At 59.0% G+C, this 22,104-nt stretch carries 16 protein-coding genes; 7 read left to right on the plus strand and 9 right to left on the minus strand.

All coding sequences use genetic code 11. From position 1 onward, the window contains the following. Positions 1 to 10 precede the first annotated feature (10 nt). Genes JFT63_RS11590 through JFT63_RS11605 form a run of 4 tightly spaced genes read right to left on the minus strand, consistent with a single transcriptional unit; the run spans position 11 to position 6,122 of the window. On the minus strand, positions 11 to 1,204 hold the full coding sequence (locus tag JFT63_RS11590) for a hybrid sensor histidine kinase/response regulator (protein WP_198843984.1): 1,194 nt from the start codon (positions 1,202 to 1,204) through the stop codon (positions 11 to 13). Beyond that, entirely contained in the window at positions 1,198 to 1,797 is a 600-nt protein-coding gene (locus JFT63_RS11595; protein WP_057703061.1) for a chemotaxis protein CheB, read from the minus strand. The genes JFT63_RS11590 and JFT63_RS11595 overlap by 7 nt, the downstream gene beginning before the upstream one ends. Beyond that, a complete protein-coding gene (locus JFT63_RS11600; RefSeq protein ID WP_186560003.1) occupies positions 1,794 to 2,624 on the minus strand; it encodes a CheR family methyltransferase in 831 nt (276 codons plus the stop codon). Before JFT63_RS11600 ends, JFT63_RS11595 begins: the two co-directional genes overlap by 4 nt. Then, positions 2,625 to 6,122 carry a response regulator gene (locus JFT63_RS11605; protein WP_198843985.1) on the minus strand — a complete coding sequence of 1,166 codons (3,498 nt, stop codon included), beginning with the start codon at positions 6,120 to 6,122 and terminating at the stop codon, positions 2,625 to 2,627. Positions 6,123 to 6,401: 279 nt separating this feature from the next. On the opposite strand from JFT63_RS11605, the gene JFT63_RS11610 reads away from it, so the two are divergent. From JFT63_RS11610 to JFT63_RS11620, 3 genes are all read left to right on the plus strand, one after another. Further along, a complete protein-coding gene (locus JFT63_RS11610) occupies positions 6,402 to 9,986 on the plus strand; it encodes a YopT-type cysteine protease domain-containing protein (protein ID WP_198843986.1) in 3,585 nt (1,194 codons plus the stop codon). Positions 9,987 to 10,228: 242 nt separating this feature from the next. Beyond that, entirely contained in the window at positions 10,229 to 10,588 is a 360-nt protein-coding gene (locus JFT63_RS11615; RefSeq protein WP_198843987.1) for a response regulator, read from the plus strand. Positions 10,589 to 10,725: 137 nt separating this feature from the next. Further along, positions 10,726 to 12,126 carry a DUF1254 domain-containing protein gene (locus JFT63_RS11620; protein ID WP_186560008.1) on the plus strand — a complete coding sequence of 467 codons (1,401 nt, stop codon included), beginning with the start codon at positions 10,726 to 10,728 and terminating at the stop codon, positions 12,124 to 12,126. Between the two features lie 20 nt (positions 12,127 to 12,146). Here the strand turns inward: JFT63_RS11620 and JFT63_RS11625 are convergent, their stop codons facing one another. The 3 genes from JFT63_RS11625 to JFT63_RS11635 all read right to left on the minus strand — a co-directional run bounded on the left by JFT63_RS11625 (position 12,147) and on the right by JFT63_RS11635 (position 15,086). Beyond that, positions 12,147 to 12,818 carry a DUF3313 domain-containing protein gene (locus JFT63_RS11625; protein WP_198843988.1) on the minus strand — a complete coding sequence of 224 codons (672 nt, stop codon included), beginning with the start codon at positions 12,816 to 12,818 and terminating at the stop codon, positions 12,147 to 12,149. Between the two features lie 145 nt (positions 12,819 to 12,963). Next, positions 12,964 to 14,322 carry a M10 family metallopeptidase C-terminal domain-containing protein gene (locus JFT63_RS11630; RefSeq protein ID WP_198843989.1) on the minus strand — a complete coding sequence of 453 codons (1,359 nt, stop codon included), beginning with the start codon at positions 14,320 to 14,322 and terminating at the stop codon, positions 12,964 to 12,966. Between the two features lie 251 nt (positions 14,323 to 14,573). After that, on the minus strand, positions 14,574 to 15,086 hold the full coding sequence (locus JFT63_RS11635) for a GNAT family N-acetyltransferase (RefSeq protein WP_186560011.1): 513 nt from the start codon (positions 15,084 to 15,086) through the stop codon (positions 14,574 to 14,576). 226 nt (positions 15,087 to 15,312) lie between these two features. On the opposite strand from JFT63_RS11635, the gene JFT63_RS11640 reads away from it, so the two are divergent. The 4 genes from JFT63_RS11640 to JFT63_RS11655 all read left to right on the plus strand — a co-directional run bounded on the left by JFT63_RS11640 (position 15,313) and on the right by JFT63_RS11655 (position 19,545). After that, positions 15,313 to 16,284 carry a helix-turn-helix transcriptional regulator gene (locus tag JFT63_RS11640; protein ID WP_057703069.1) on the plus strand — a complete coding sequence of 324 codons (972 nt, stop codon included), beginning with the start codon at positions 15,313 to 15,315 and terminating at the stop codon, positions 16,282 to 16,284. A 99-nt stretch (positions 16,285 to 16,383) separates the two neighbouring features. Then, the gene (locus JFT63_RS11645) at positions 16,384 to 17,259 is read left to right on the plus strand and encodes a transporter (RefSeq protein WP_057703070.1); all 876 of its coding nucleotides are present in this window, start codon (positions 16,384 to 16,386) and stop codon (positions 17,257 to 17,259) included. Positions 17,260 to 17,281: 22 nt separating this feature from the next. Then, entirely contained in the window at positions 17,282 to 18,436 is a 1,155-nt protein-coding gene (locus JFT63_RS11650; RefSeq protein WP_198843990.1) for an MFS transporter, read from the plus strand. After that, the gene (locus JFT63_RS11655) at positions 18,433 to 19,545 is read left to right on the plus strand and encodes a class II histone deacetylase (RefSeq protein WP_186560013.1); all 1,113 of its coding nucleotides are present in this window, start codon (positions 18,433 to 18,435) and stop codon (positions 19,543 to 19,545) included. Before JFT63_RS11650 ends, JFT63_RS11655 begins: the two co-directional genes overlap by 4 nt. Here the strand turns inward: JFT63_RS11655 and JFT63_RS11660 are convergent. After that, a complete protein-coding gene (locus tag JFT63_RS11660; RefSeq protein ID WP_057703073.1) occupies positions 19,535 to 20,674 on the minus strand; it encodes a glycerate kinase in 1,140 nt (379 codons plus the stop codon). The genes JFT63_RS11655 and JFT63_RS11660 overlap by 11 nt on opposite strands. Positions 20,675 to 20,893: 219 nt before the next feature. Next, the gene (locus JFT63_RS11665) at positions 20,894 to 21,994 is read right to left on the minus strand and encodes a sugar diacid recognition domain-containing protein (RefSeq protein ID WP_198707856.1); all 1,101 of its coding nucleotides are present in this window, start codon (positions 21,992 to 21,994) and stop codon (positions 20,894 to 20,896) included. Positions 21,995 to 22,104: the final 110 nt, after the last annotated feature.

Raw genomic sequence — 22,104 nt, forward strand, 5'->3', positions numbered from 1 at the left:
ACGATTGATTTCACGCAGCCGCCTCAAGGGGCAGGCACACGCGAAACAGGGCGCCCTCGCCTATCTGGCTCTCGACCTCAATGGTGCCGCCATGGGCCGCAACAATCTGCTCGGAGATAAACAACCCCAGGCCCAGTCCGGCGGCGGCATGGTTAGCCGAAACCCGCTCGAACTGCTGGAAAATACGTTTCTGGTTCTCTTCGCTGATACCAATGCCACGGTCGCGCACTTCCACGCGCGCCTCACCATGCTCGGTATACACCCGCACATTCACGGGGCTTTTGGCCCCGTAGCGCAGCGCATTGGTCAACAAGTTGGTAATCACCTGCTCAATACGGAATTCATCCCAATTACCTTCCACAGGCTCTTCGGCCACTAACTGCATTGACGATTCGGCAGCGACGACCTGTGGCTCGAAGTTGTGCACCAGGTCGCGCACCAGCCGCGTCAGGTCAAAACGCGCCGGGCGGATGGACAGCTTGCCGGTGCGGATGCGCGACACGTCGAGCATGTCCTCGATCAGGCGGATCAGGCTTTTGATCTGCCGCTCGTCGCGGTCGACCATGGCGTGCATCTTGTCCAGGGTAAATGCGGCGGCGTTGTCGCGGGCCAAGTGCATCTTGCGCAGTTGCGTTTCCAGAATCAGCCCGTTCAGAGGCGTACGCACTTCGTGGGCGACAATCGACATGAAGTCGTCACGCATACGCACCGCCTGCTCCAGCTCGGCCTGGGTAGCCTGCAGGCGCGTGAGCAACAGTTCCTGCTCGCGGCGGCTGCGCTCCAGTTCCTCGACTTGCAGTTTCATCGCCTTGCTCTGGCGGTACAGGTCGACGAACACATTGACCTTGCTCTTGACCGCGTGGATATCCAGCGGTTTGTGCAGGAAATCAACGGCCCCGCTCTCATAACCCTTGAAGGCGTAGTTGAGTTCGCGGCCGGCGGCGCTGACGAACACAATCGGGATGTTTTTGGTCTTTTCGGTACCGCGCATTAGTTCGGCCAGCTCGAAACCGTTCATGCCGGGCATCTGCACGTCGAGAATCGCCATGGCGAATTCATGTTCCAGCAACAGGGACAACGCTTCGTCGGCACTCAATGCCTTGAAGACCTGGCGATCCTCGCGCTTGATCAGCGCTTCAAGGGCCAGCAGGTTTTCCGGCAGATCGTCGACGATCAGCAGTTTGGCCTGGACAGTACTTAACATGGGAAGGGTTCCAGGGAAGCCAGCAATGAGCCGATACGGCCCAAGGAAAGAATATGGTCGGGTGTGTGCAAGGCCAGGGCCGCCAGAGGCATCACGGCGATCCGGGCTTCGGCAGGGTCTTGTACCACGGTGGTGCCCCCTGATTGTTTGACGTGGGCCAGCCCCAGCGCACCGTCCTGGTTGGCGCCGGTCAGCAGGATCGCCAGCAGGCGCGGCCCATACACATCGGCGGCAGAGTCGAACAGGAAGTCGATGGCAGGCCGGGAGTGGTGCACGCGATCTTCCTGGCTCAGGGACAGGCTGCGGTCGTGCTCCACCGAGAGGTGATAGCCAGGCCCGGCAAAATACAAGGTGCCCGCCTCCACTGCTTCCTTGTCCTGAGCTTCCTTGACCGGAATGTTCAGGCGCCGCGCGAAGACCTCCGCCAGCTGGCTGCGACGCTCATCCGGCAGGTGCAACACGGCGATGATCGGCAGGCCGAAAGTGCCAGGCAGTTGACCGAAAATGCTCAGCAACGCCTCGACGCCACCGGCGGAAGCGCCGACGACGATGGCTTCAATTCCACGAATCGGAGGTTCATGCGCCTCGCTCATGATTTACGGTAGATCCGTTCCTGTTTGACCAAGGGTTCGAATTGCTTGCTGTAGGCGGAAAAATCCAGAGTTTCCTTGCTGCCCAGCACGAGAAAGCCGCGATGACACAGCGACTCATGAAACAATCCGAATGCGCGATCCTGCAATTTTTTATTGAAATAAATCAATACATTACGACATGAAATTAATTGTGTTTCTGAGAAAACACTGTCGGTCGCCAGGCTGTGGTCGGCGAAGGTCACGTTCTCGCGTAGCGTCTTGTCGAAGATCGCGTAATCGTAAGCTGCGGTGTAATAGTCGGCAAATGAACGTTGCCCACCGGCCTGCTGATAATTGGCGGTGTAGGCGCGCACGTTCTCAAGGGAGAAGATGCCCTGCTTGGCTTTCTCCAGCGATGTCGGGTTGATGTCCGTGGCGTAGATTATCGTGCGTTCAAGCAACCCCTCTTCACGCAGCAGGATGGCCATGGAGTATACCTCCTCGCCCGTGCTGCAGCCGGCGATCCAAATCTTGATCGACGGGTAGGTCTTGAGCAGTGGCACCACTTCCTGACGGATGGCCAGGAAGTGCGACGGGTCGCGAAACATCTCGCTCACCGGGATGGTCAGAAATTGCAGCAGCTGCATGAACGCCGCCGGGTCGTGCAGCACCCGCTCCTGCAGCGCCGAGATGGTCGCGCAGTCGAACTGGCGCAAGGCGTGGGCCACGCGCCGTTTGACCGACGCACCGGAGTAGTCACGAAAGTCGTAGCTGTACTTGAGGTAAATCGCCTCAATCAACAGGCGCAGCTCAATGTCGCTGCTTTTGTCCAAAAAACACTGTTCCACTTAAATACGTTCCATCTTCGGTAGCCATACGCGAATCAGCGAGAACAGACGGTCCAGGTCAATCGGCTTGGCCAGGTAATCGTTGGAGCCGGCCGCCAGGCAGCGCTCCTGATCGTCTTTCATGGCCTTGGCCGTCACTGCAATGATCGGCAGTTTCTTCCAGCGCGGGTCCTGGCGGATCAAGGCCGTGGCCTCGTAACCGTCCATCTCCGGCATCATCACGTCCATCAATACCAGGTCGACATCCTCGACTTCGTTGAGTTTGTCGATCGCTTCGCGTCCGTTACGCCCGATCACCACCACGGCGCCCTTGTGCTCCAGCGCGCTGGTCAGGGCGAAGATATTGCGTACATCGTCGTCCACCAGCAGGATCTTGCGCCCCTCGAAGACCTTGTCGCGGCTGCGGGCGGTCTTGAGCATCTTCTGGCGGTCATGGGACAGCTGGGATTCGACTTTGTGCAGAAAGAGTGTGACTTCATCCAGCAGGCGTTCAGGTGAGCGTGCGCCCTTGATGATGATCGAGCGTGAATACTTGCGCAGTTCAGCCTCTTCATCGCGGGTCAGGTTGCGCCCGGTGTAGACGATCACCGGCGGGAACGAGCAGATATCTTCGGTGGCCATGCGCTTGAGCAACTCATTGCCGAGCATGTCCGGCAGCTTGAGGTCGATGATCATACAGTCGTAGATATTGTTGCGCAGCAGGTCGAGAGCTTCCTGGGCAAAGCCTACGGCGGTGATTTCAATATCATCGTCGCCGATCAAGCGGGCGATGCTGTCGCGTTGCAGGTCATCGTCCTCCACCAGCAGCACGCGCTTGACCTTCTGAGTCAGCTTGGCTTCCAGACGGGCGAACACGTCCTTGAGTTCTTCACGGGTGGTGGGTTTGACCGCATAGCCGATGGCGCCCATGTGCATCGCGGCTTCGACGCGGTCTTCCACGGAAATCACGTGTACAGGGATGTGGCGGGTGTTGGCGTGCTCTTTGAGACGCTGCAGCACGGTCAGCCCGGAATGATCCGGCAGGCGCATGTCCAGCAGAATCGCGTCCGGGATGTATTCCTCGGCGAGGCTGTAGCCTTCGTCGGCCCCATGGGCGACCAGGCAGTGGTAGCCCAGTTCATGGGCCAGGTCGTACAGGATGCGCGCAAAGTTGGGCTCGTCTTCCACTACCAGGATGCAGCGGGTGCTGAACGGAGCTTTTTCACGGTCATCGGCAAAGCGTGGGATCAGTTGGGCGTCGGCAACCGGCTGTGGCGAAATCCTCACTGGCGCAGGGATCGGTGTGACCACGGCTTGGCGCGGTGGCTCGACGGTCTGTGCGTCTTCCTCGCGTTCCACATATTGCTCGGGCAACACCAGGGTGAAAATACTGCCCTTGCCCGGCTCGCTGGTCACGCTGATGTAACCGCCCAGCAACGCCGCCAGGTCGCGGGAAATCGACAGGCCCAGGCCGGTACCGCCATAACGGCGATTGGTGGTGCCATCGGCCTGGCGGAAGGCTTCGAAGATACTTTCCTGCTGGTCCAGGGCGATACCGATGCCGGAGTCGCGCACGGTAAAGGCAATGCCCTCCCCTGGCGCCCGGGAGACGGTCAGGCTGACCTCGCCCTGTTCGGTGAACTTGATGGCGTTGGACAACAGGTTCTTGAGGATCTGCTCCAGGCGCTGGCGATCGGTGAACAGCAAGGTCGGCGCGCCCTGCTGCACGTCCACCGCAAAGCCCAGCTTGCGATCCGCCGCCAGCGGCTCGAACATCCCCCGCAGGCCGTCGACAAGGCGCACCACACTGGAGTTTTCCGGGCGCACTTCCAGCTTGCCAGCTTCAACCTTGGAAATGTCCAGGATGTCGTTGATCAGGTTGAGCAAGTCATTGCCGGCAGAATAGATCGACTCGGCAAACTTGACCTGCTCGGCACTGAGGTTTTCCTGCGGGTTCTCTGCCAGCAGCTTGGCCAGAATCAACGAGCTGTTCAGCGGGGTGCGCAGCTCGTGGGACATGTTGGCGAGGAACTCGGACTTGTACTTGCTGGAGCGTTGCAACTCATCGGCACGGTCTTCCAGCTCCAACTGGGCCTGGTTCAGCTCGACGTTCTTGCGGTCCATGGCGTCGCGCTGCTCGGCCAGGGTCTGGGTTTGTTCGGCAAGCTGCTCGTTGGTCTGCTCAAGCTCGGCCTGTTGAGTCTCCAGGTGGGCCTGGGATTCCTTGAGGATGCGTGACTGCTCTTCGAGTTCTTCGTTGGCGGTCTTGAGCTCTTCCTGCTGCACTTGCAGCTCTTCGTTGAGCTGCTGGGTTTCGGCCAGCACTTCCTGCAAGCGCTGGCGATAGCGGGCGGCTTCGATGGACGTGCCGATATTGCCGGCAATCAGTTCCAGCAGTTCGACATCGCGCTCATCCAGCGCACGCAGGAAGCCCAGCTCAACCACGCCGTTGACGCGGTCCTCATCGCTGGTCGGCACGACCAGTACGCTACGGGTAGCGCCCTCGCCCAGACCGGAGCTGACTTTGAAGTAATCCACCGGCACATCGTCCAGACGAATCAGGCGATCCAGTTGGGCGGCCTGCCCAACGATGCCTTCGTCGTTATAGATCGACTGTTCCTGCTGCTCTTGCTCGCGGGAGAAGCCATAAGTAGCCACGCGCTTGAGGCCGCCGTGTTCTTCGCGCACGTACAGTGCGCCAACGGCGGAGCCCATGTACTGGGCGAAGAACTGCAGGATATTGCGACCCAACATGTTCAGGGTCAGTTGGCCGAGCACCTGTTCAGCCAGCTCGGTCTGGCCATTGCGCAGCCAGGCTTGCCGTTCAAGGCGCCGTGCAATCTTCTGTTGTGACGCGAGGTTTGCGCTGTAACTCTCTGAAAGTGAAACTAAATTCTTTCTTCCTGCATAAGCAAGAAAACCGCTCAAGCCCAGGACGAACACCAAATACAGGGTGACGCTGATCACCGTCGTACGGGTGACCTCCTGGTTACGGGTGATGCGAAACTGCTGCTCCATCGCCACCGCGTCTTCGTACTCCCGGCGGATCTCATCCGTCAGACGTTTGCCTCGGCCAGCCTTGACGGCGCCGCGGTAGTCACCGTTTTGGCGCTGCATATCAATCATCGACTGGGCGTACTTGTTCCACTCGCTCTGCAGGGCTTCCAGGCGTTTGAGGCGGTCGACCTGCTGAGGGTTGTCCGCCACCAGTTCCTGCAAATTGCGCAGGTCGGCAATGATTCGCGGCTTGGCCACCTCATAGGGGTCGAGGAAATGTTCATCGCCGGTGATCAGAAAGCCGCGCATACCGGTTTCCAGGTCAACCGTCAGCTTGGACGTCTCATTGAGGTTGTTGATGACCCGATCGGTGTGCTCCACCCACTGGATCACCGAGAGCAAATAGGTAATCAGGCAGACGAAAAACACCGCGCTGAGCACGCCCACGCCCAAAGGCAGGGCCACGTTCCGGCTCAACAGGGTACGGAAGCTCTTTTCATCGACGGACGACGCGGGAGTCATGGGCATGCCTTGGCCAAGTGCGGAAAACCCGGGAGTTTGCCCCAAAGTGGCGCTTGAACGCTATTTTTCTAAGGCCGCAATACCGTAGAAATGTTGTCCTCCAGCAAAAAATACGCCACGCCGTTACGTATTTTACATTCAGTTATTGACGTTATTTCTCACATTCGGGAGTAGGACGTATCGGAACCTACCTACGGAGCTTACCACTCAGGATAGCGTCTCGGGACAAGGAGGCTCCACCAGGAGGGCGCATTTCCTACCCTGAAAGGTTTATCCATCATGCTGAACAATATCGAACAACGTGCTTTTCCCGTTGTATCAACTGTCATTCCATTCCCTGAAACAACACAAGCACTCCACGCCACCCAGGCTCAATCGAGCGCCCCGAACTCCCCTGCCCCCGTCAGCCCGCCACCTCAACGCAAAACCGGCTTGGCCGCCGATCTGGCAGACAAAGAAAATTTGAAGTCACTGGGTCAGAAGCTCCAGCAGATTGCGAGCCAGCTCGGTAAAGGGGCTACGCCTCAGTTGGTACTGGCGGCCCTGGGCAGTACCCCACTGGATATTCACCCTGAGTCTTCCTATGCCAATGAAGCGGGTGACAGTGTGACCCTTGAGACCTTCATCAAAAAAATCTTGGGATTGCCTTTGCCCAGTAGCTATTTCCACCTCACAGGCCTCGCTTTTTCTGTGACCAATCGCTCCATGGAGAACTCCTTCGGCAACCTGGGAGGCGCGTTGTCCTGGCCGGTCCCCTTGAGCACGGATGAACAACACCGACTGCGCGCTATCACCCTCAATCAAGAGCACGCTTTAGGCGACAAGCCCTTGGTGGCGCAAACCAAAGGCGGAGTACTGGAGTTCCTGCGCTATCAGCAATCCATTGCGACGGGGCCTCGGGATGAACCAGCCAAAATCCTGCAGGCATTGATCAGTACCCCGCAAGGACAGCTGATGGGTAAAGACCTGCAAGAGCGAATGCAAGGCATTTTGAGCGACACCAGCGGGACGGACTATCTGCTGGCGGGCATCGCATTGCAGCTGGATCCGGAGTCGATCACTGCCCCACACCGCAATCAAATCGCCGGCTTCGATTTGGCCAGTCGCGACCATTGGGGCAAACCCGCGTCCGTGGTCATAGATGGCCTGACCCAATGGTTGATCGATAAAGGCAAAACCACCGCGGAATTGGCCAAGGTGGGTGCCTACCTGCTATTGGCGGGCCGCGCCCCGGTGTACCTGATCAAAGACATCCCCGCCAGCATCAAATATGGCAGCCATGCCTGGGTCGACCTGGCGGTCGCTGCCGCAACCATCGAAGCCCGCACGCCAGGTAAAATCCTCAACATGACTTTTGCGCAGGTCATGCTTGAGGCAGAGAGCGCAAGCTTGATGGACCCGAACGTGACCCGAATCGCTCAGCGTGAAGCGTTGATCGATTGGGGCAAAGTCAATGGTCTACCCAGCGACAGCGCTCATCAAAAAGATGATCACCTGTATACCGCCGACGAATTGGCCACGTTGGTCACTGCCTTCAACGCGCGCAGAACCGAGATGGCTGTAGCGGCAGAGGCCTTCGAGATGGACATCCCGTCGCGCAAAGAAATGGCGCGGGCCGTACTTAAAGAGCGCTTCCCCGAGCTGGAAACACTATTTGAAGAGCGGCTGATTCACGTAAGCCGTAAAGAGACGGACTCGGTTGGGCGAGTTCGGTATTCCACCGTAGAAGTAGGCCCTCATTCTCTGTTGGACATCGCCATGATGGACCTCTGCGCTCCCAACCTGGTGTTTACCTCGGATGATCAGCGCATTCCGGTGACACAGTTGAACGCTAATCATCGCTTTGGCGTGCGCGATGCGTTCGAATCAGAATTCAAGACCATCATTGAGAAAAAAAAACAGGGAACCCAGATCTATATAAAACACCTGATCTCCCAATTGCCCGTAGAGGACCGAAAAAACTTCCAATTTGGCGCCATCACTTTTTATCAACAACACTCCAGCACGCTGGGTACCGGCTTCATCGGTTCGACAAATCACGGCAGAAATGAGTCGCTGCTCGTCAAGATTGAACGCGACGGCGTGACGAGCGCATATAAAATCGACTTCAACGCTGGGCTTATCCAAGCGGTTTCTGCAGGGAAAGCGGCACCTAGACATGACCGGCAAGCGAATCTCCTCCACGAAACCAAAGTGTTTCAACCGGCGGGCGCAGACACATTACTCGAACCTGAGCGGGCACCTGCTAGTGGAGCGCCTGGCGATACCTTCGCATCAAGCCGTGTTCAGCTCATCGCAGACGCATTCGTTGAACATATCAATTTCGAAGATAAGGCGCTCAAGCAACAGGCACTGGGCCAGACGACAGCGGACAAAAATCAAACCCGCGCCGATGCCGTGAACGAGTTCTTGCTGGACCTGATCCCGTTTCGTTCCGCGATCAACAATTTCCGTGCAGGTAATATTGGGGCCGGCGCTCTGGATCTTGGGCTGGACCTGTTCGGCTTTCTTACCGCCGGGGTGGGAACCGCAGGAAAGGTCTTCAAGATCGCAGGCACCACGGCATCCCGTTTGGTTAAAGGTGCGCGGGCGGCAAAAGCCATTGGCATGGCGACGATCAGCACACTCAATCCGTTGGGAGGGCTGGGTGACTTGTCGATAGGTACCTGGAACCTCGCAGTACGAGGAAAAAAAGCCGCAATCGCCGGCCTGAAGCGCCTGGGAGCCATAAAAGCGAGCCCCGATTTGGTCGAAGCGAGTAAACGATTCGACGCCACCTCGATAGGCACGTTTAAACATAACAACGTTGTTTTTGAAGACCAAGCGGTTCTCATCAGTGATAAATGGTATGCCTACAACCCCGCCACCCGCCAACCTTATGGCTCGCCTCTGGAGAACTTTGTACCCTCCGCGCACATGCATACGGACGATTTCGGCAAATGGGCGACAGCGAAGGACAACACCAAAAAAATTGACGACGCCACTATCAATAACTGGAAAGCAACCGTTGCCCGTCATCGGAAAGGCCCCGGAGCGCAGGCTTTTGCGGCAGGGTACGAACATGGAAATATCCAACGTATCAACGGACTTTCCAAATCTTCAAAAATTGAAGATTTGATGAAGCTGGCCAATGACAAGACCCTGACTGCGGAGCAGGTAGGCATTCTAACCAGGCGATATGATGACATTGCTTATGAAGTGGGGCGTGCAGGCAGTGCTCGTTTTATCGATACCATAGAACCACGCTTTGGTACTGTGACGCCGATGCCACAAGTCATTTACCTGACCATGACAAAGCAACTGTCTGATGGCCAATGCGCGGCACTGTCGCGCGTGATGGCAACCGCGGTAGAGCATGGAAAGGAACAGGAGCTGATTCGCAATATGTATAAGGCTGCTGCGTTTCCCAAGGACCCCGCTTCGATCGGATTCATGGAGAGGCTGAAAAAACTTCAGAACCAAGTGGGCAATCAAACTTCCTTCTATGCCGGCAAACCCCACCGTCAAGTCACCTATCAGACGATGGTGAAGGAATTGGGCGACGCCACCGCTTCAAAGTCATTGATGATTGATTCGCCAGGCCATGCCATGGCTGCTGGGGTCAAAGTAAACGGCGACGAAAAGGTGTTTTATTTTTATGATCCTAACTATGGGCATGCATCGTTCTCAAGCGCAGACGCGATGGAGAGTGGCCTGGCACGACTATTTAATGACAAAAAGCTGGGGCCTAAATATAAAACCCATGCCGTCGATCGCAACGCTCTGGAGTTCAAGGTCTTTGATCATGATAGCGAATGGCCGATCAAGAACAGTGTTCTACCCGCAGACGTCGAAGCACTATACAACGCCCCCATCTCGTCATAAGGGTCAAGGAAATACTCGTCGCCGGTAATCAGAAAACCACCCACGCCGCGCCGATGCTCATTGGCGCGTCTTTTTTTTCAGCGAGCGCCTTCCGCAATTTTGCTCGCACAAGAGACTTTACCTAGCACAATGATCACAATACTCACGCCTTGTGGGAACTTGCCAGGAAGCACAACACTCACTAGTAAGCAGTCAGTCAATCCCGCAGCCCCGTATGCTCTCTATTTTCAGGAATATCCCCTATGCTCGTACCCCCTACCTCCACCATCCTTGTAGTCGAAGACGACGCCATCGTGCGTATGCTGATCGTCGATGTACTCGAAGAGTTGGAGTTCGAGGTAATCGAGGCGGCTGACGCCGAACAGGCACTCACTCAGGTGCAGAACACCAGCCAGGTGATCGACCTGATGATGACCGATGTCGGCCTGCCGGACATGGATGGCAAGGCGCTGGCGACCAGGGTCCGCGAACTGCGCCCCACCCTGCCGATCCTGTTTGCCAGTGGCTATGCCGAAAATATAGACGTGCCGGAGGGTATGCAGGTGATCGGCAAGCCATTTTCCATCGACCAGCTACGTGACAAAGTCAAATCCATGTTGTGAGCCCGCTTGGTCCTCAGCAGTTATCTGTCGGCACCGGTGAGCGGTGAAGGGATTAACGTGACGTTCAGCAAATAAAGCTGGAAACTCTGCGCCTTCACTCCACGCTCTTAGACAGAACTCAGGAAGGACGCAACAACATGATTGGAAAACCGACGCGCCTGCTGTTGGCGAGCCTCTCGATACTTATGAGTACCGGCGCCTGGGCTGACTTCACCGCCAGCCCCAGTGAAGCCCGGGCGATCGCCAAGGAAGCGTACCTATACGGCTTCCCGGTGGTGCAAATGTACAAGACGCTCTACACCCAGGCCGTCGACAAGGGCGGCGCCCACTTCAAGGCGCCGTTCAACCATATCGCTCATACCGCGCAGGTATTGACTCCCAAGGACACCGCACTTCCTAGCCCGAACGCAGACACGCCCTACTCGTTCGTATGGATGGACCTGCGCAAAGAGCCCCTGATACTGACCCTGCCCCGGATAGAAGACGAGCGCTACTACTCGGTACAGTTGATCGACCTCTACGCCCAGAACATTGCTTACCTGGGCACCCGCAGCACGGGCAACAACGGTGGTCACTACATGATCGCCGGGCCTGACTGGAAAGGTCAGCAACCGGTGGACATCGACCGCGTGGTCTACAGCGAAAGCAACATTGCCTACGCCCTGTACCGCACGCAGCTGTTCGATGAAAAGGATTTGGGCAAGGTCAAGCAGATCCAGAGCGGCTACACAGTGCAGCCCCTGAGCAGCTATGTGAAGCAGCCTGCCCCGGCCAAGGTGCCGAAGATCGAATGGCCCAAGCCGACGGCGACCATGACCGAAGGTCCGCAGCTGTTTCGCTACCTGAACTTCATGCTGGCCTTCGCTGCGCCCCAGGACAGCGAAAAAGACCTGCTGGCGCGCTTCGCCAAAATCGGTATCGCCCCCGGTGCGCCGTTCAAGGTCAACCAATTGACAGTAGAGCAGCGCAAGGCCCTGGAAGAAGGCATTGCCGATGGCCGGGCCGAATTTGCCGCGTTCAAGAAGGACAAGCTCGATACTCATCAAGTTGCCCAGGGTGACCTGTTCGGTAGCCGCGACCGCCTGCAAAACAACTACCTGTATCGCTACGCCGGTGCCGCGCAGGGCATTTTCGGCCAGTCCAGTGACGAAGCGGCGCACTTGACCTACCTCGTCGACAGCGAGGGTAAGCCGGCCAACGGCGCACGCCACAGCTACGCCGTGCATTTTGCCAAGGACCAGTTGCCACCGGCCGATGCGTTCTGGTCGCTGACCCTGTACGACGCCAAGACCAAAATGCTGGTGCCCAACCACAAGAAGCGCTACCTGATCAACTCGCGGATGTTACCGGCCCTCCAGCGTGACGCCGACGGTGGCATTACCCTGGCGCTGCAACACCACGAGCCACCAAAGGCCGAGCAGAGCAATTGGCTGCCGGCTCCGCCCGGTCCGTTCTACGCGGTCCTGCGTATTTACCTGCCCAAGCCCGAAGTGGGTAACGGTCAATGGAAGTTGCCCCCGCTCACACCGCTGAAGTAGCACCACGGGCCTGCCGAGGCTCAGTGTTTTTTGAGCTTCATGTAGGATTGATGCAGGTCCGATGCCCAGCCATCAATCACGATTTTCACATCGTCGGCCTTGAGCACCTGTGAGTCATTGGCCAATGGCTTGCCGGTGCCTTTGCGCACCACCTGGGCCACCACTTTGTTCGTGCCTCCATCGAGGAACTGCGCCTCAGTGCCCAGCGTGGTCTCCTGGTCGCGGATACCCGTGCCGGTGCTGACTGCCGCGGCCACCAGCGCTACAGGGATAAACTCATAGGGTTTGAGGCCTTCCGTCTTGCTGCTCACGGCGGTAATCGCCGCACGAACCACGATCACCCCAGGGCCGGGCGCGTTGGCCAGGGGCAGTGACTTGGCCAGCTCACGCCTGAGGGCCTGATTGTAATACTCGTTGATGCCCCGCAGCGTGCTGTCAGGGATCCTGGTGGTGGCCTGGGGCTTGGGGTAGAACTGGGTTGGCTCGATGTACACCGTGGTGTAGCGGCTCAGGTCCAACTGTGGATCGACCCAACGCATCACCTCGGCTCCCGACGGTGACTTGGCTTCCTTGAGCTGGCTGTAGTTGGAAAGAAACCCTGAATACTCATCCGGTTGCGGTACCTTGCTGGCGCAACCAGCCATGCCGAGCGAGGCGACGCACAGCGCGCTGACCATTAGCCTTAGCTTCATCATTGAACTCCCTGGCGACCATTATCGTAAGAATGAGTTGTAGGTATAGCCAATACTTGGGCAGTGCACCTCATTTCGCTCGGCGCCAGCTAGCGTATGCGATGAATAAAGGGGCAAATAACGCATACGGATGGGGCGATCGAGGTCAAGCGCCGAAGTCGGAACGCGAGAACCGCCCACTTATGCTCATCATGAAATCTTCTTTTCCGTCGCCGTCGAAATCGAAACGCAACAAGGTGAGATTATGGCTGCGATGATATTCGCGGGTAACGGTGAGCCGGGGGTGGGCTGCGCGCAGGGCCGAGATATCCAACTTATCCTTGCCGCTGACAAAGTCCGTTATTGCTGTGTTTTGAAAGCTGGCGGATGAGTCGTTCGCACCGATAACGAAGGTATTTTTACCCGGCCCGCCTGTCAGCCGGTTAAAGCCCGAGTTCGCCTTGACATACAAAATGTCATCGCCCTCGCCGCCCTCCAGTTCGTTACCGACGTCATTGCCAATTAAAATGTCGTTGCCAGCACCGCCAATAGCCCGTTCGATGGTGACGCCATTGGCGATCGAAACGTTACCCAGGCCTCCCCCAACATTAGAGAAGCTACCCGATTTCAAGTTGATAACCTGATCTTGCTTGAAGGCGGAGAAATCGAAGGTGTCATTACCATCGGCGTCCCACACACAAAACACCGGCAAGTCGTCGCTCGACTCCAGTTTGAACACGTCACGATCGGCATTGGAGTTAAAGCCATACGTCGTATCTCCGGTACGCGTTTGGAGGTTCGCACCGAATTTATCTTGCGCGACTGCAATATCATCCATCATCGGTGCACTTGAATACTGAGTGTCCTCACCATGGGATTTACTGAAGCGATGGTCTGAGCGGTTTTCCAGATAAGGACTCCTTATCGTGTAAGCCTGCGTGTTTTCCGCGTAGTTGCTTCTTGATACTGCAGACGCTGGGTCAGGAAGACCTAATTTAAAGGCCACGGCCTTTGCAATGATGTGACGCGCAAAACTATTGGGTTTTTCCAGGTCATCGGCATGGCGCTGGTTCAGCGATACCTGCACCCTGCCCGGCTCGTCATCGGACACGGGCGTATACCAGGGGGCCTGCCACTTGAAGCTACTGCCATCAATCTTAAACTGCATATGATGGGATTGTGCCTTGACCGACTCTTTGAACCGAATATTTGCGGCATCGCTGAAATTATTCAGGGTCTCGCGGATCACGCCTTTTTGTGCTTCTGTGAACTGGCTGGCCGTGCCACCCGTCTCGGGATGATTGGCGAACTCATACGTCACCTCCGCAGGGTCCCCGGAACCCAGTGAACCGGCAAATCCGTCTGCCCCTTTTGACCCTTCTAATACTTGGTCAATGGACACTGAAACCTGGCGATATTTATTCTTATTGCCGCGCTCGTCTGCATGAGCAATTTCGACGACAGCCCTGTGTGCCTCGCTGGTGGCGTTTGCCCTTGCCAACGCAATGTTCGGATCAATATTCATGACGTAGTCCTATGGGAACTTGGAATTTGTCTACTCGCCTGACGGCAGACCAGTGACCTGCGTATCAGTGGTATTCCTACGCATAACAGTTCCCAAATCTGACCTGGCAATCAAGGCGCAGTCTCGCCCTCTGTAGGAGCGAGCTTGCTCGCGAAGAACGTCAACGATAACGTGTGTTTCCTGATTGAACGCGGCGCTTGTGAGTTTTTCGCGAGCAAGCTCGCTCCTACAACAGGACTTCCTCAATCCCGTTAAGCCGACTTGCGCAGGCGCGCCATGCTCAGGGTGTCGACAAATACGCCGTCACGCAGGGCGTAATCGCGCATCCGCCCCTCCACTTCGAAGCCGAACTTGCGATACAGATGTTGTGCGGCTTCGTTGTCGGCGTACACCGTGAGCTCCACGCGGCGCAGGTTCATCCAGTGGTCGGCGACGTCCAGCGCAGCCGTCAACAGCCGTGAACCGACGCCCTTGCCCTGCCAGGTGGTCGCCACGCCCATGCCGAACGAACCGACATGGCTCTGACGCACGCGCAGGTACTGTTCCAGGCCCAATTGGCCAATCACTTCGCCACCATGCACCGCCACCAGTTGCAAGCGCCGCTCGTTATCCATCACCAGACGCTTGCGCCAGGCTTCTACCGATTGGAAAGGCATTTGCAGCACCTGACGGCAGACAGCCGGTTCGTTGTAGAGCGCGGTGACGCCCTCAAGGTGGGCCTCGGTAAAGCGCTGAATCACGATATGGGGTTCAGGTGTGTGCATGGCGTTTCATCCTTTGAAAGACACGTGGCGGCTCAGTGTAGAGGTAAAGCCTTGCGCCTTACGAGCCTGGGTTTTTCCTATGCAGCAACCAGCGCCATCCTGCATCTGAACGATGGCGATCCAACCTGGCAACGCTGATACTCAACCCAGGCCCTGCCCCCTGACCCCAGGTCCGGCCTTCACCCTGTGACGAGAACAACAAAAAAAGTCCCACAGAGGAACACCCATGAGTCGCCTTGATTCCCATGGCCTGTTGCAGGCCTTCAGTACCCTGGTCCTGGACCTGCAGCGCCTGGCCCAGCATCAGGACATCGAACACTTCCAGCACCATGCCCTGGCGCGCCTGAGCCAATTGCTGGCATTCGACAGCGCATGGTGGGGTCGCGCCGCGGTGATTGACGGTTTGCCGGAGGAGCACAACAGCTACCTGTACCATTTGCCGCCGCACTACCTGGCGGACTGGCAGTCGATCCGCCATCTGGACGTGACCGTCGGCCGTGTCCATGCAACGCCCGGCCAGGCCGTGATCATCGATATGCTCGACCCGGCCAACGGCAGCGCCTTGAATTGGCTGGGGCAGCGCCACGGCCTGGGCCAATTGCTGTGCGTGATCCATATCGACCCGCAAACCCACCTCAGCGACCACCTGACGCTCTACCGCAAACCCGGTGCGGCCAGGTTCACCCCAAAGGATTGCTTACTGCTCAACAATCTGATGCTGCACCTGGTCGCGGCAGTGTCAGCGAACCAGATCCGCACCCTGGTGGCCATGCGTGAAACCCTGACCAGCCCACGCAACCTCGCCCTGGCCGTATGCGACCGGCGAGGGGTATTGCATTGCGCCGAGCGCGGCTTTATCGACCTGTTGCTCAGCGAATGGCCGCGCTGGAGCGGCCCGACCCTGCCGGTACCGCTGGATGAACGCGGCCATACCGGCAAGCACATCCATATCCAGGTTTCGGCAGTGGGCGACCAATTGCTGCTGGCGGCGCGCATCAACCGTGCCCTGCCCCAACTGAGCCCGCGTGAAAATGACGTGGCCCAAGGGTTTGGCGAGGGCAAGACCTATAAGGAAGTGGCCCGCGACCTTGGCCTTTCGCCCAACACGGTGCGTCACCACCTGCGGGCCATTTACACCAAGCTTGGGGTCAACGACAAGGCGCGTATAGCGCACTTGGTGCACGCCCCTCCCGACTGATCCTCGCCCTTTCAACCCAAGACGTTGTCACGCTCGTTTTCACGGTCGCGGGCGACTATTGCCCGTTTTCAGGCTGCCCCTCACAAGAGATGCCTTGCCATGATTCATTCACGTTTACGCAAGCTTGCCATGCTGCTCGCAGGCACGTTGCTCAGCCTCGACAGCCAGGCTGCCGACCTTAACGCCAGGGACTTTTTTGGCGCACCGCCAGGCACCAGCCTGGGGGTGGTGTATTTGCCCGCCACCCGTGCCGGCGATTTCCATGGGCCCGCCGACAGCAGCGGCAAGGCCGACCTCAAGGTTAACGCCCTGGCCTACCGTCAGGTGTATTTCACCGACGCCTGCGGCACGCTGTGTACGCCGCAGTTCATCCTGCCATTTGCCGACATTGCCGCGCGCTTGCCTGGTGCCGAACAGCGCACCCGCGAGCGCGGCCTGGGCGACCCACAAGTGGGTGGCACGCTGTTTTTCATCAACGACCCGGCATCGCGCACCTACAGCGGCCTGTTAAGCCTGATCACTGTGCCGGTGGGTGAGTACCACAGTCAAAACCCGGATGTGTCCCCCGGCGCCAATCGCTGGGGCGCCACCTTTGTTTACAACTACACCCAGGGCATTGGCGATAACTGGGTGCTGGAAGCCAACCTCGAAGCTCAGCTTTATGGCAAGAATGACGATTACTTTGGCGGCGAACTCAAGCAAGCCCCGCTATATCGCCTGCAAGCCTTCGCATCCTATGACTTCAGCGCTGCCACTTACGGCGCGCTACGCCTGATCCAGGCGGACGGCGGCGCCCTGCGCATCAACAATCGTCGTATCGACGACACCCACAAACGCTACACCCAATTGGGCCTGGAACTCGGGCATTGGCTCGACCGCCGGAACCAACTGATGGTCAGCCTCACGCAAAACGTCGCGACCTCCAACGGCTATGCCGGGACCGAGGCGTTGCTGCGCCTGGTTCATGTGTTTTGAACCCTTTTCCTGGAGCTTGAACATGCCCACACAACCCTCTGCGGCAAAAGCACAGCTGGCGGCAATCGTGCTGTTTGCCGCCATCACCCCCACCATCCTGATGACCGCGCCCGCCGTGGCCGCGCAATTGGCCAGCCAATGGCAACTGAGCCCGGCACGCATTGGCGATTTGTTTTCCGTGGAGCTGGGCGCGATGAGCCTGGCGACCCTGCCCGCCTGGTGGTGGCTCAAGCGCGTTGACTGGCGAACCGCGGCCCTGGTCGCAGCGCTTTTGTTTATCGCCGCCAATCTGTTGTCGATGCGCGCCGACACCTATGCAGCGTTACTGCTGCTGCGCGGTGCCAGCGCCCTGGCCGGCGGCTCATTGATGATCCTCTGCCTGGCCAGCGCCGCTACCACCGCCAATCCCAGCCGGGTCTACGGGTTATGGGTGATGGGCCAACTCGTCGTCGGCGCCCTTGGGCTGATCGTGCTGCCGGGCGTGTTCGAGCGGTTTGGACTGAACGCGTGCTACCTGATCCTGGCGGGTTTGATGACCTTGTTGCTGCCTCTGGCGCGAGCGTTTCCCGCTGGCAGCGCCAAGGCACAGGCAAGCCATGGCCCTTCGTTGCCTGGCTCACGCTGGAAAGCCGCGCTGGGGGTCGGCGCGGTGCTGGCCTTTTACATCAGCCTGGGCGGTGTCTGGACCTTTATCGGTGCCTTGGGCGCCCGTGTCGGGATTTCCCCGCAACACAGTGGCGAGGTGCTCGCCCTTGCAACCGTCATGGGCATTGCCGGCGCCGCGAGCGCGTCGCTGATCGGCGGGCGGCTGCCGCGAGCAATCCTGTTGCTCGCAGGCTATGCGCTGATGGCCGCAGCTGTACTGCTTTTGCTCGGCGAGCCCGCACTGTTGCGCTTTGCCCTGGCGGCGCTGCTGTTCAAGTTTACCTGGACCTTCATCCTGCCACTGGTGCTGGCCTGCCTGGCCGATCTTGATCACAGCGGCAAGCTTATGAACGCCTCCAACCTGGTGATCGGCGGTGGCCTGGCTATCGGCCCGGCGATTGCCGGTCGCCTGATCGAGGCCAGCGGCGGGTTCACCCTGCTGCTGCTGAGCGCAGCTCTTATTACCCTGCTGTCCCTGGTGATGATCCTCACCAGCCGCCCCTCTCACCCCACCGAACTGGAGCCGGTATGAACCGAACCACCGCATTTTTCTTCGATGAAATGAGCCTGTGGCACAGCGCAGGGGCTCACGCGCTGACATTACCCGTCGGCGGCTGGGTACAACCGCCGGCCGGCAGCGGTCATGCCGAATCCCCGGAGACCAAACGCCGCTTGAAAAGCCTGTTGGATGTGTCTGGACTCACTCGCCATCTGCACCTGCGCAGCGCAACACCGGCCAGTGACGCAGACTTGCTGAGGGTGCACAGCAGCGCTTACCTGCAACGTTTCAAGGCCCTGAGCGATGCCGGCGGTGGCGAACTTGGCCCGCAGGCACCGATTGGCCCTGGCAGCTATGAGATCGCCAAGCTTTCGGCTGGCTTGACTATCGCCGCCGTGGATGCGGTGCTTAAGGGTCAGGTACACAACGCCTATTCGCTGTCCCGGCCACCGGGGCATCATTGCCTGGCAGACAGCGCCATGGGTTTCTGCTTTCTCGCCAACATTGCCATCGCCATCGAAGCCGCCAAGGCCCACAACGGGCTCGGCAAAGTCGCCGTGATCGACTGGGACGTGCACCACGGTAACGGCACGCAATCGATCTTCGAGGAACGTGCCGATGTGTTGACGGTTTCACTGCATCAGGACGCTTGCTACCCGCCGGGCTACAGCGGCGGCCAGGATCGTGGCCGTGGTGCCGGCCTGGGCGCCAACATCAATATCCCGCTGCCGCCGGGCAGTGGTCACGCAACCTACGCGCATGCAATGGAACGCATCGTGGTGCCTGCCCTTGAGCGTTTCGAGCCAGAGCTGATCATTGTCGCCTGCGGCTATGACGCCAATGCCGTCGACCCACTGGCGCGCATGTTGCTGCACAGCGAATCGTTTCGGCTGATGACCCGCAGCCTGCGCCAGGCAGCCGAGCGTTTGTGCCAGGGCCGCCTGGTGCTGGTGCATGAAGGCGGATACAGCGAAGCCTACGTGCCGTTTTGCGGGTTGGCGACCCTGGAGGAATTAAGCGGCGTGCGCACAGCGGTGCAAGACCCGATGCTGGAGTTTGTACAGTTGCAGCAACCCGGCGCGGCGCTGCAAGCGTTTCAGGCGCAGTGGGTGGAGCGATTGGCGCAGGGGGTCAGCGACTAGCCGCAAGGCGCCACACCCGCGCAATATCCGCCGCGCGCTCGCGTAACAGGCGCGGCGCCTCGCTGCAGGCTTGCTCCAGGCTCATCGGCCCCGACGGCAAGGCAAAGGCCGCATCCACACCCTGGGCATACATTTGCTCGTAACCGTCGCCCAGGGTGCCGGCGATCACAATGACCGGCACGCCGTGCTGACTGGCGATGCGCGCCACCCCGAACGGGGTCTTGCCGCGCAGGGTCTGAGCGTCGAAGCGGCCTTCGCCGGTGATGACCAGGTCGGCGCCGCGTACGGCGTCTTCGAGGCCAACCAGTTCGGCGACCACCTCCACGCCAGGGCGAAATTGCGCACCGAGGAAGGCCTTGGCGGCAAAGCCCAGGCCACCGGCGGCACCGCTGCCGGGTTCGTCGCGTACATCCTTGGGCAGCACCTGGGCGCAGTGGTCGGCGAAATGGTCAAGGGCGGCGTCCAGTTGGGCCACTTGCTGGGGGCTCGCACCTTTTTGTGGGCCGAAAATGGCCGAGGCGCCGTGAGGACCACACAGGGGATTATTGACGTCAGCCGCGATCTCAAAGCGCACCTGCGCCAGGCGTGGGTCGAGCGATTCAAGGCTGATACGCGACAGGCATGACAAGGCCAGACCACCGGCAGGCAGCGGCTGACTCTGCGCATCAAACAGTTGCACCCCCAGGGCCTGCATCGCGCCGGCCCCGCCGTCGTTGGTAGCACTGCCGCCAATCGCCAGGATAATGCGCTGCGCCCCCGCCTCCAGGGCGGCGCGGATCAACTCACCGGTGCCATACGTGGTTGTCGAACACGCGTCACGCTGGCCTGGCGCGACCAGTTGCAAACCACTGGCCTCGGCCATCTCGATAATCGCCGTACGGCTGTCGGCCAACCAGCCCCAACGTGCCTCGACTTCATCTCCCAATGGGCCTCGCACTGTTTGTCGGCGCAACTGGCCATTGCACGCGGCAAGTACTGCATCCACGGTGCCCTCACCGCCATCGGCCATCGGACATTCAATCAACTGCGCATCCGGCCAGACCTGGGCCAACCCCTCGGCAATGGCCTGGGCCGTGCCGGCGGCACTGAGGCTGTCCTTGAACGAGTCGGGGGCGATGATGATCTTCATGATGGGCTTTCTCCGGTTTTTATAATGCCCATGCTGCCAGTTGGCCTGGGCAATAACGCCGGTCCGATGCACAAGTGCGGGTGGGGTTTGTTGGGCATTTCTACAAAGCCTGCTGCCTGGTCTTTGTAAGAGCGAGCTTGCTCGCGAAGATCGTCAACGATAACGCGCCCATCCTGGATATGCGCGGTGTCCTTGAGTTTTTCGCGAGCAAGCTCGCTCCTACAGGGGGTGAGGCAACAACTGCACTCCCAGGTACAAGGCAAGCATACCGTCGAGGGTCAGCGGATCGATGCCGCTGAGTTCGGCTATGCGCTCCATGCGGTAACGCAGGCTGTTACGGTGGATGCCCAAGGCATCGGCACACGCCTGGCTTTGCCCGTCGTGCTCGCACCAACTGCGCAGGGTGGCCAGCAGTTGCCCGTTGCCGTCCTTGGCCAGCACTTTGCGCAAAGGATTGAGCAGTTCGTCCAGGGCGTCGTCGTTACGATGGCGCCAGAGCATGACCGGCAGACGATAACGATTGAGGGTTAACAGGCGGGTGTGCGGCAGCAGATCGCGGCCATAGGCAAGCAGATCCCCCACCCGCCGGTAACAGCGGCGCAGCCCAGCCAGGCCATCCGCTTGCCCGCCGACGGCAACGCGCAGGATATTCCAGCCCAGGCCGTCGAGTTTTTCCAGCAAGCGCGGATTATCGACCTGCACAGCGGCAGGCCGGCACCACAGCAGGGAGAACTGCGCAGGGCTGACGCACCAACTGTCGGGATAGCGGCTGGTGAGCCAGGCGCTCAAAGCTTCTGCCGATTGGCCCGGGCCCATTTCGAACAGGTATGGCGTGCGCGCAAGGTTTGGCTTGAGGCCCAGCTGCCGGGCTTCATCCACCAGGCGGGGTGAGTCGCCATTGTCGGCCAGCAGCAAGGCCAGCAGATCATCGCAACGCTGGCGGCGCCATTGTTGTTCGGTTTGCTGGTGGCGATGGCTGACCAACATTTCAGCCGTCATGCGCACCAGTTCGGCATAGGTGCGCAGCCCATCCGGTTCGCCGGTAATGCCCAGCACGCCGATCAAACGCTGATCATGCATGAGCGGCAGGTTGATGCCAGGTTGCACACCCTTGAGATGCTTGGCGGTCTGCCCGTCGATTTCTACCACCCTGCCATTGGCCAGGACCAGTTGCGCGCCTTCGTGACGAGTATTGATACGTTCCGGCTCGCCGCTGCCGAGGATCAGGCCCTGGCTGTCCATGACGTTGACGTTATACGGCAGGATGGCCATGGTGCGATCGACAATCTCCTGCGCCAAGTCATGATCCAGCTCGAACATGGGGCTAATTTCCTAAAAAGACAGGTTGTTCACCGGCACAGCGCAAACGCGGCTTAGCTGTGCGTCGGCACAAAGACAGTCGCCCATGACGTCGCCGAGACTGTGGGGGC

Origin of the sequence: Pseudomonas sp. MF7453 (genome assembly GCF_016405455.1) — a bacterium.
Taxonomy (GTDB): Bacteria; Pseudomonadota; Gammaproteobacteria; order Pseudomonadales; family Pseudomonadaceae; genus Aquipseudomonas; species Aquipseudomonas paralactis.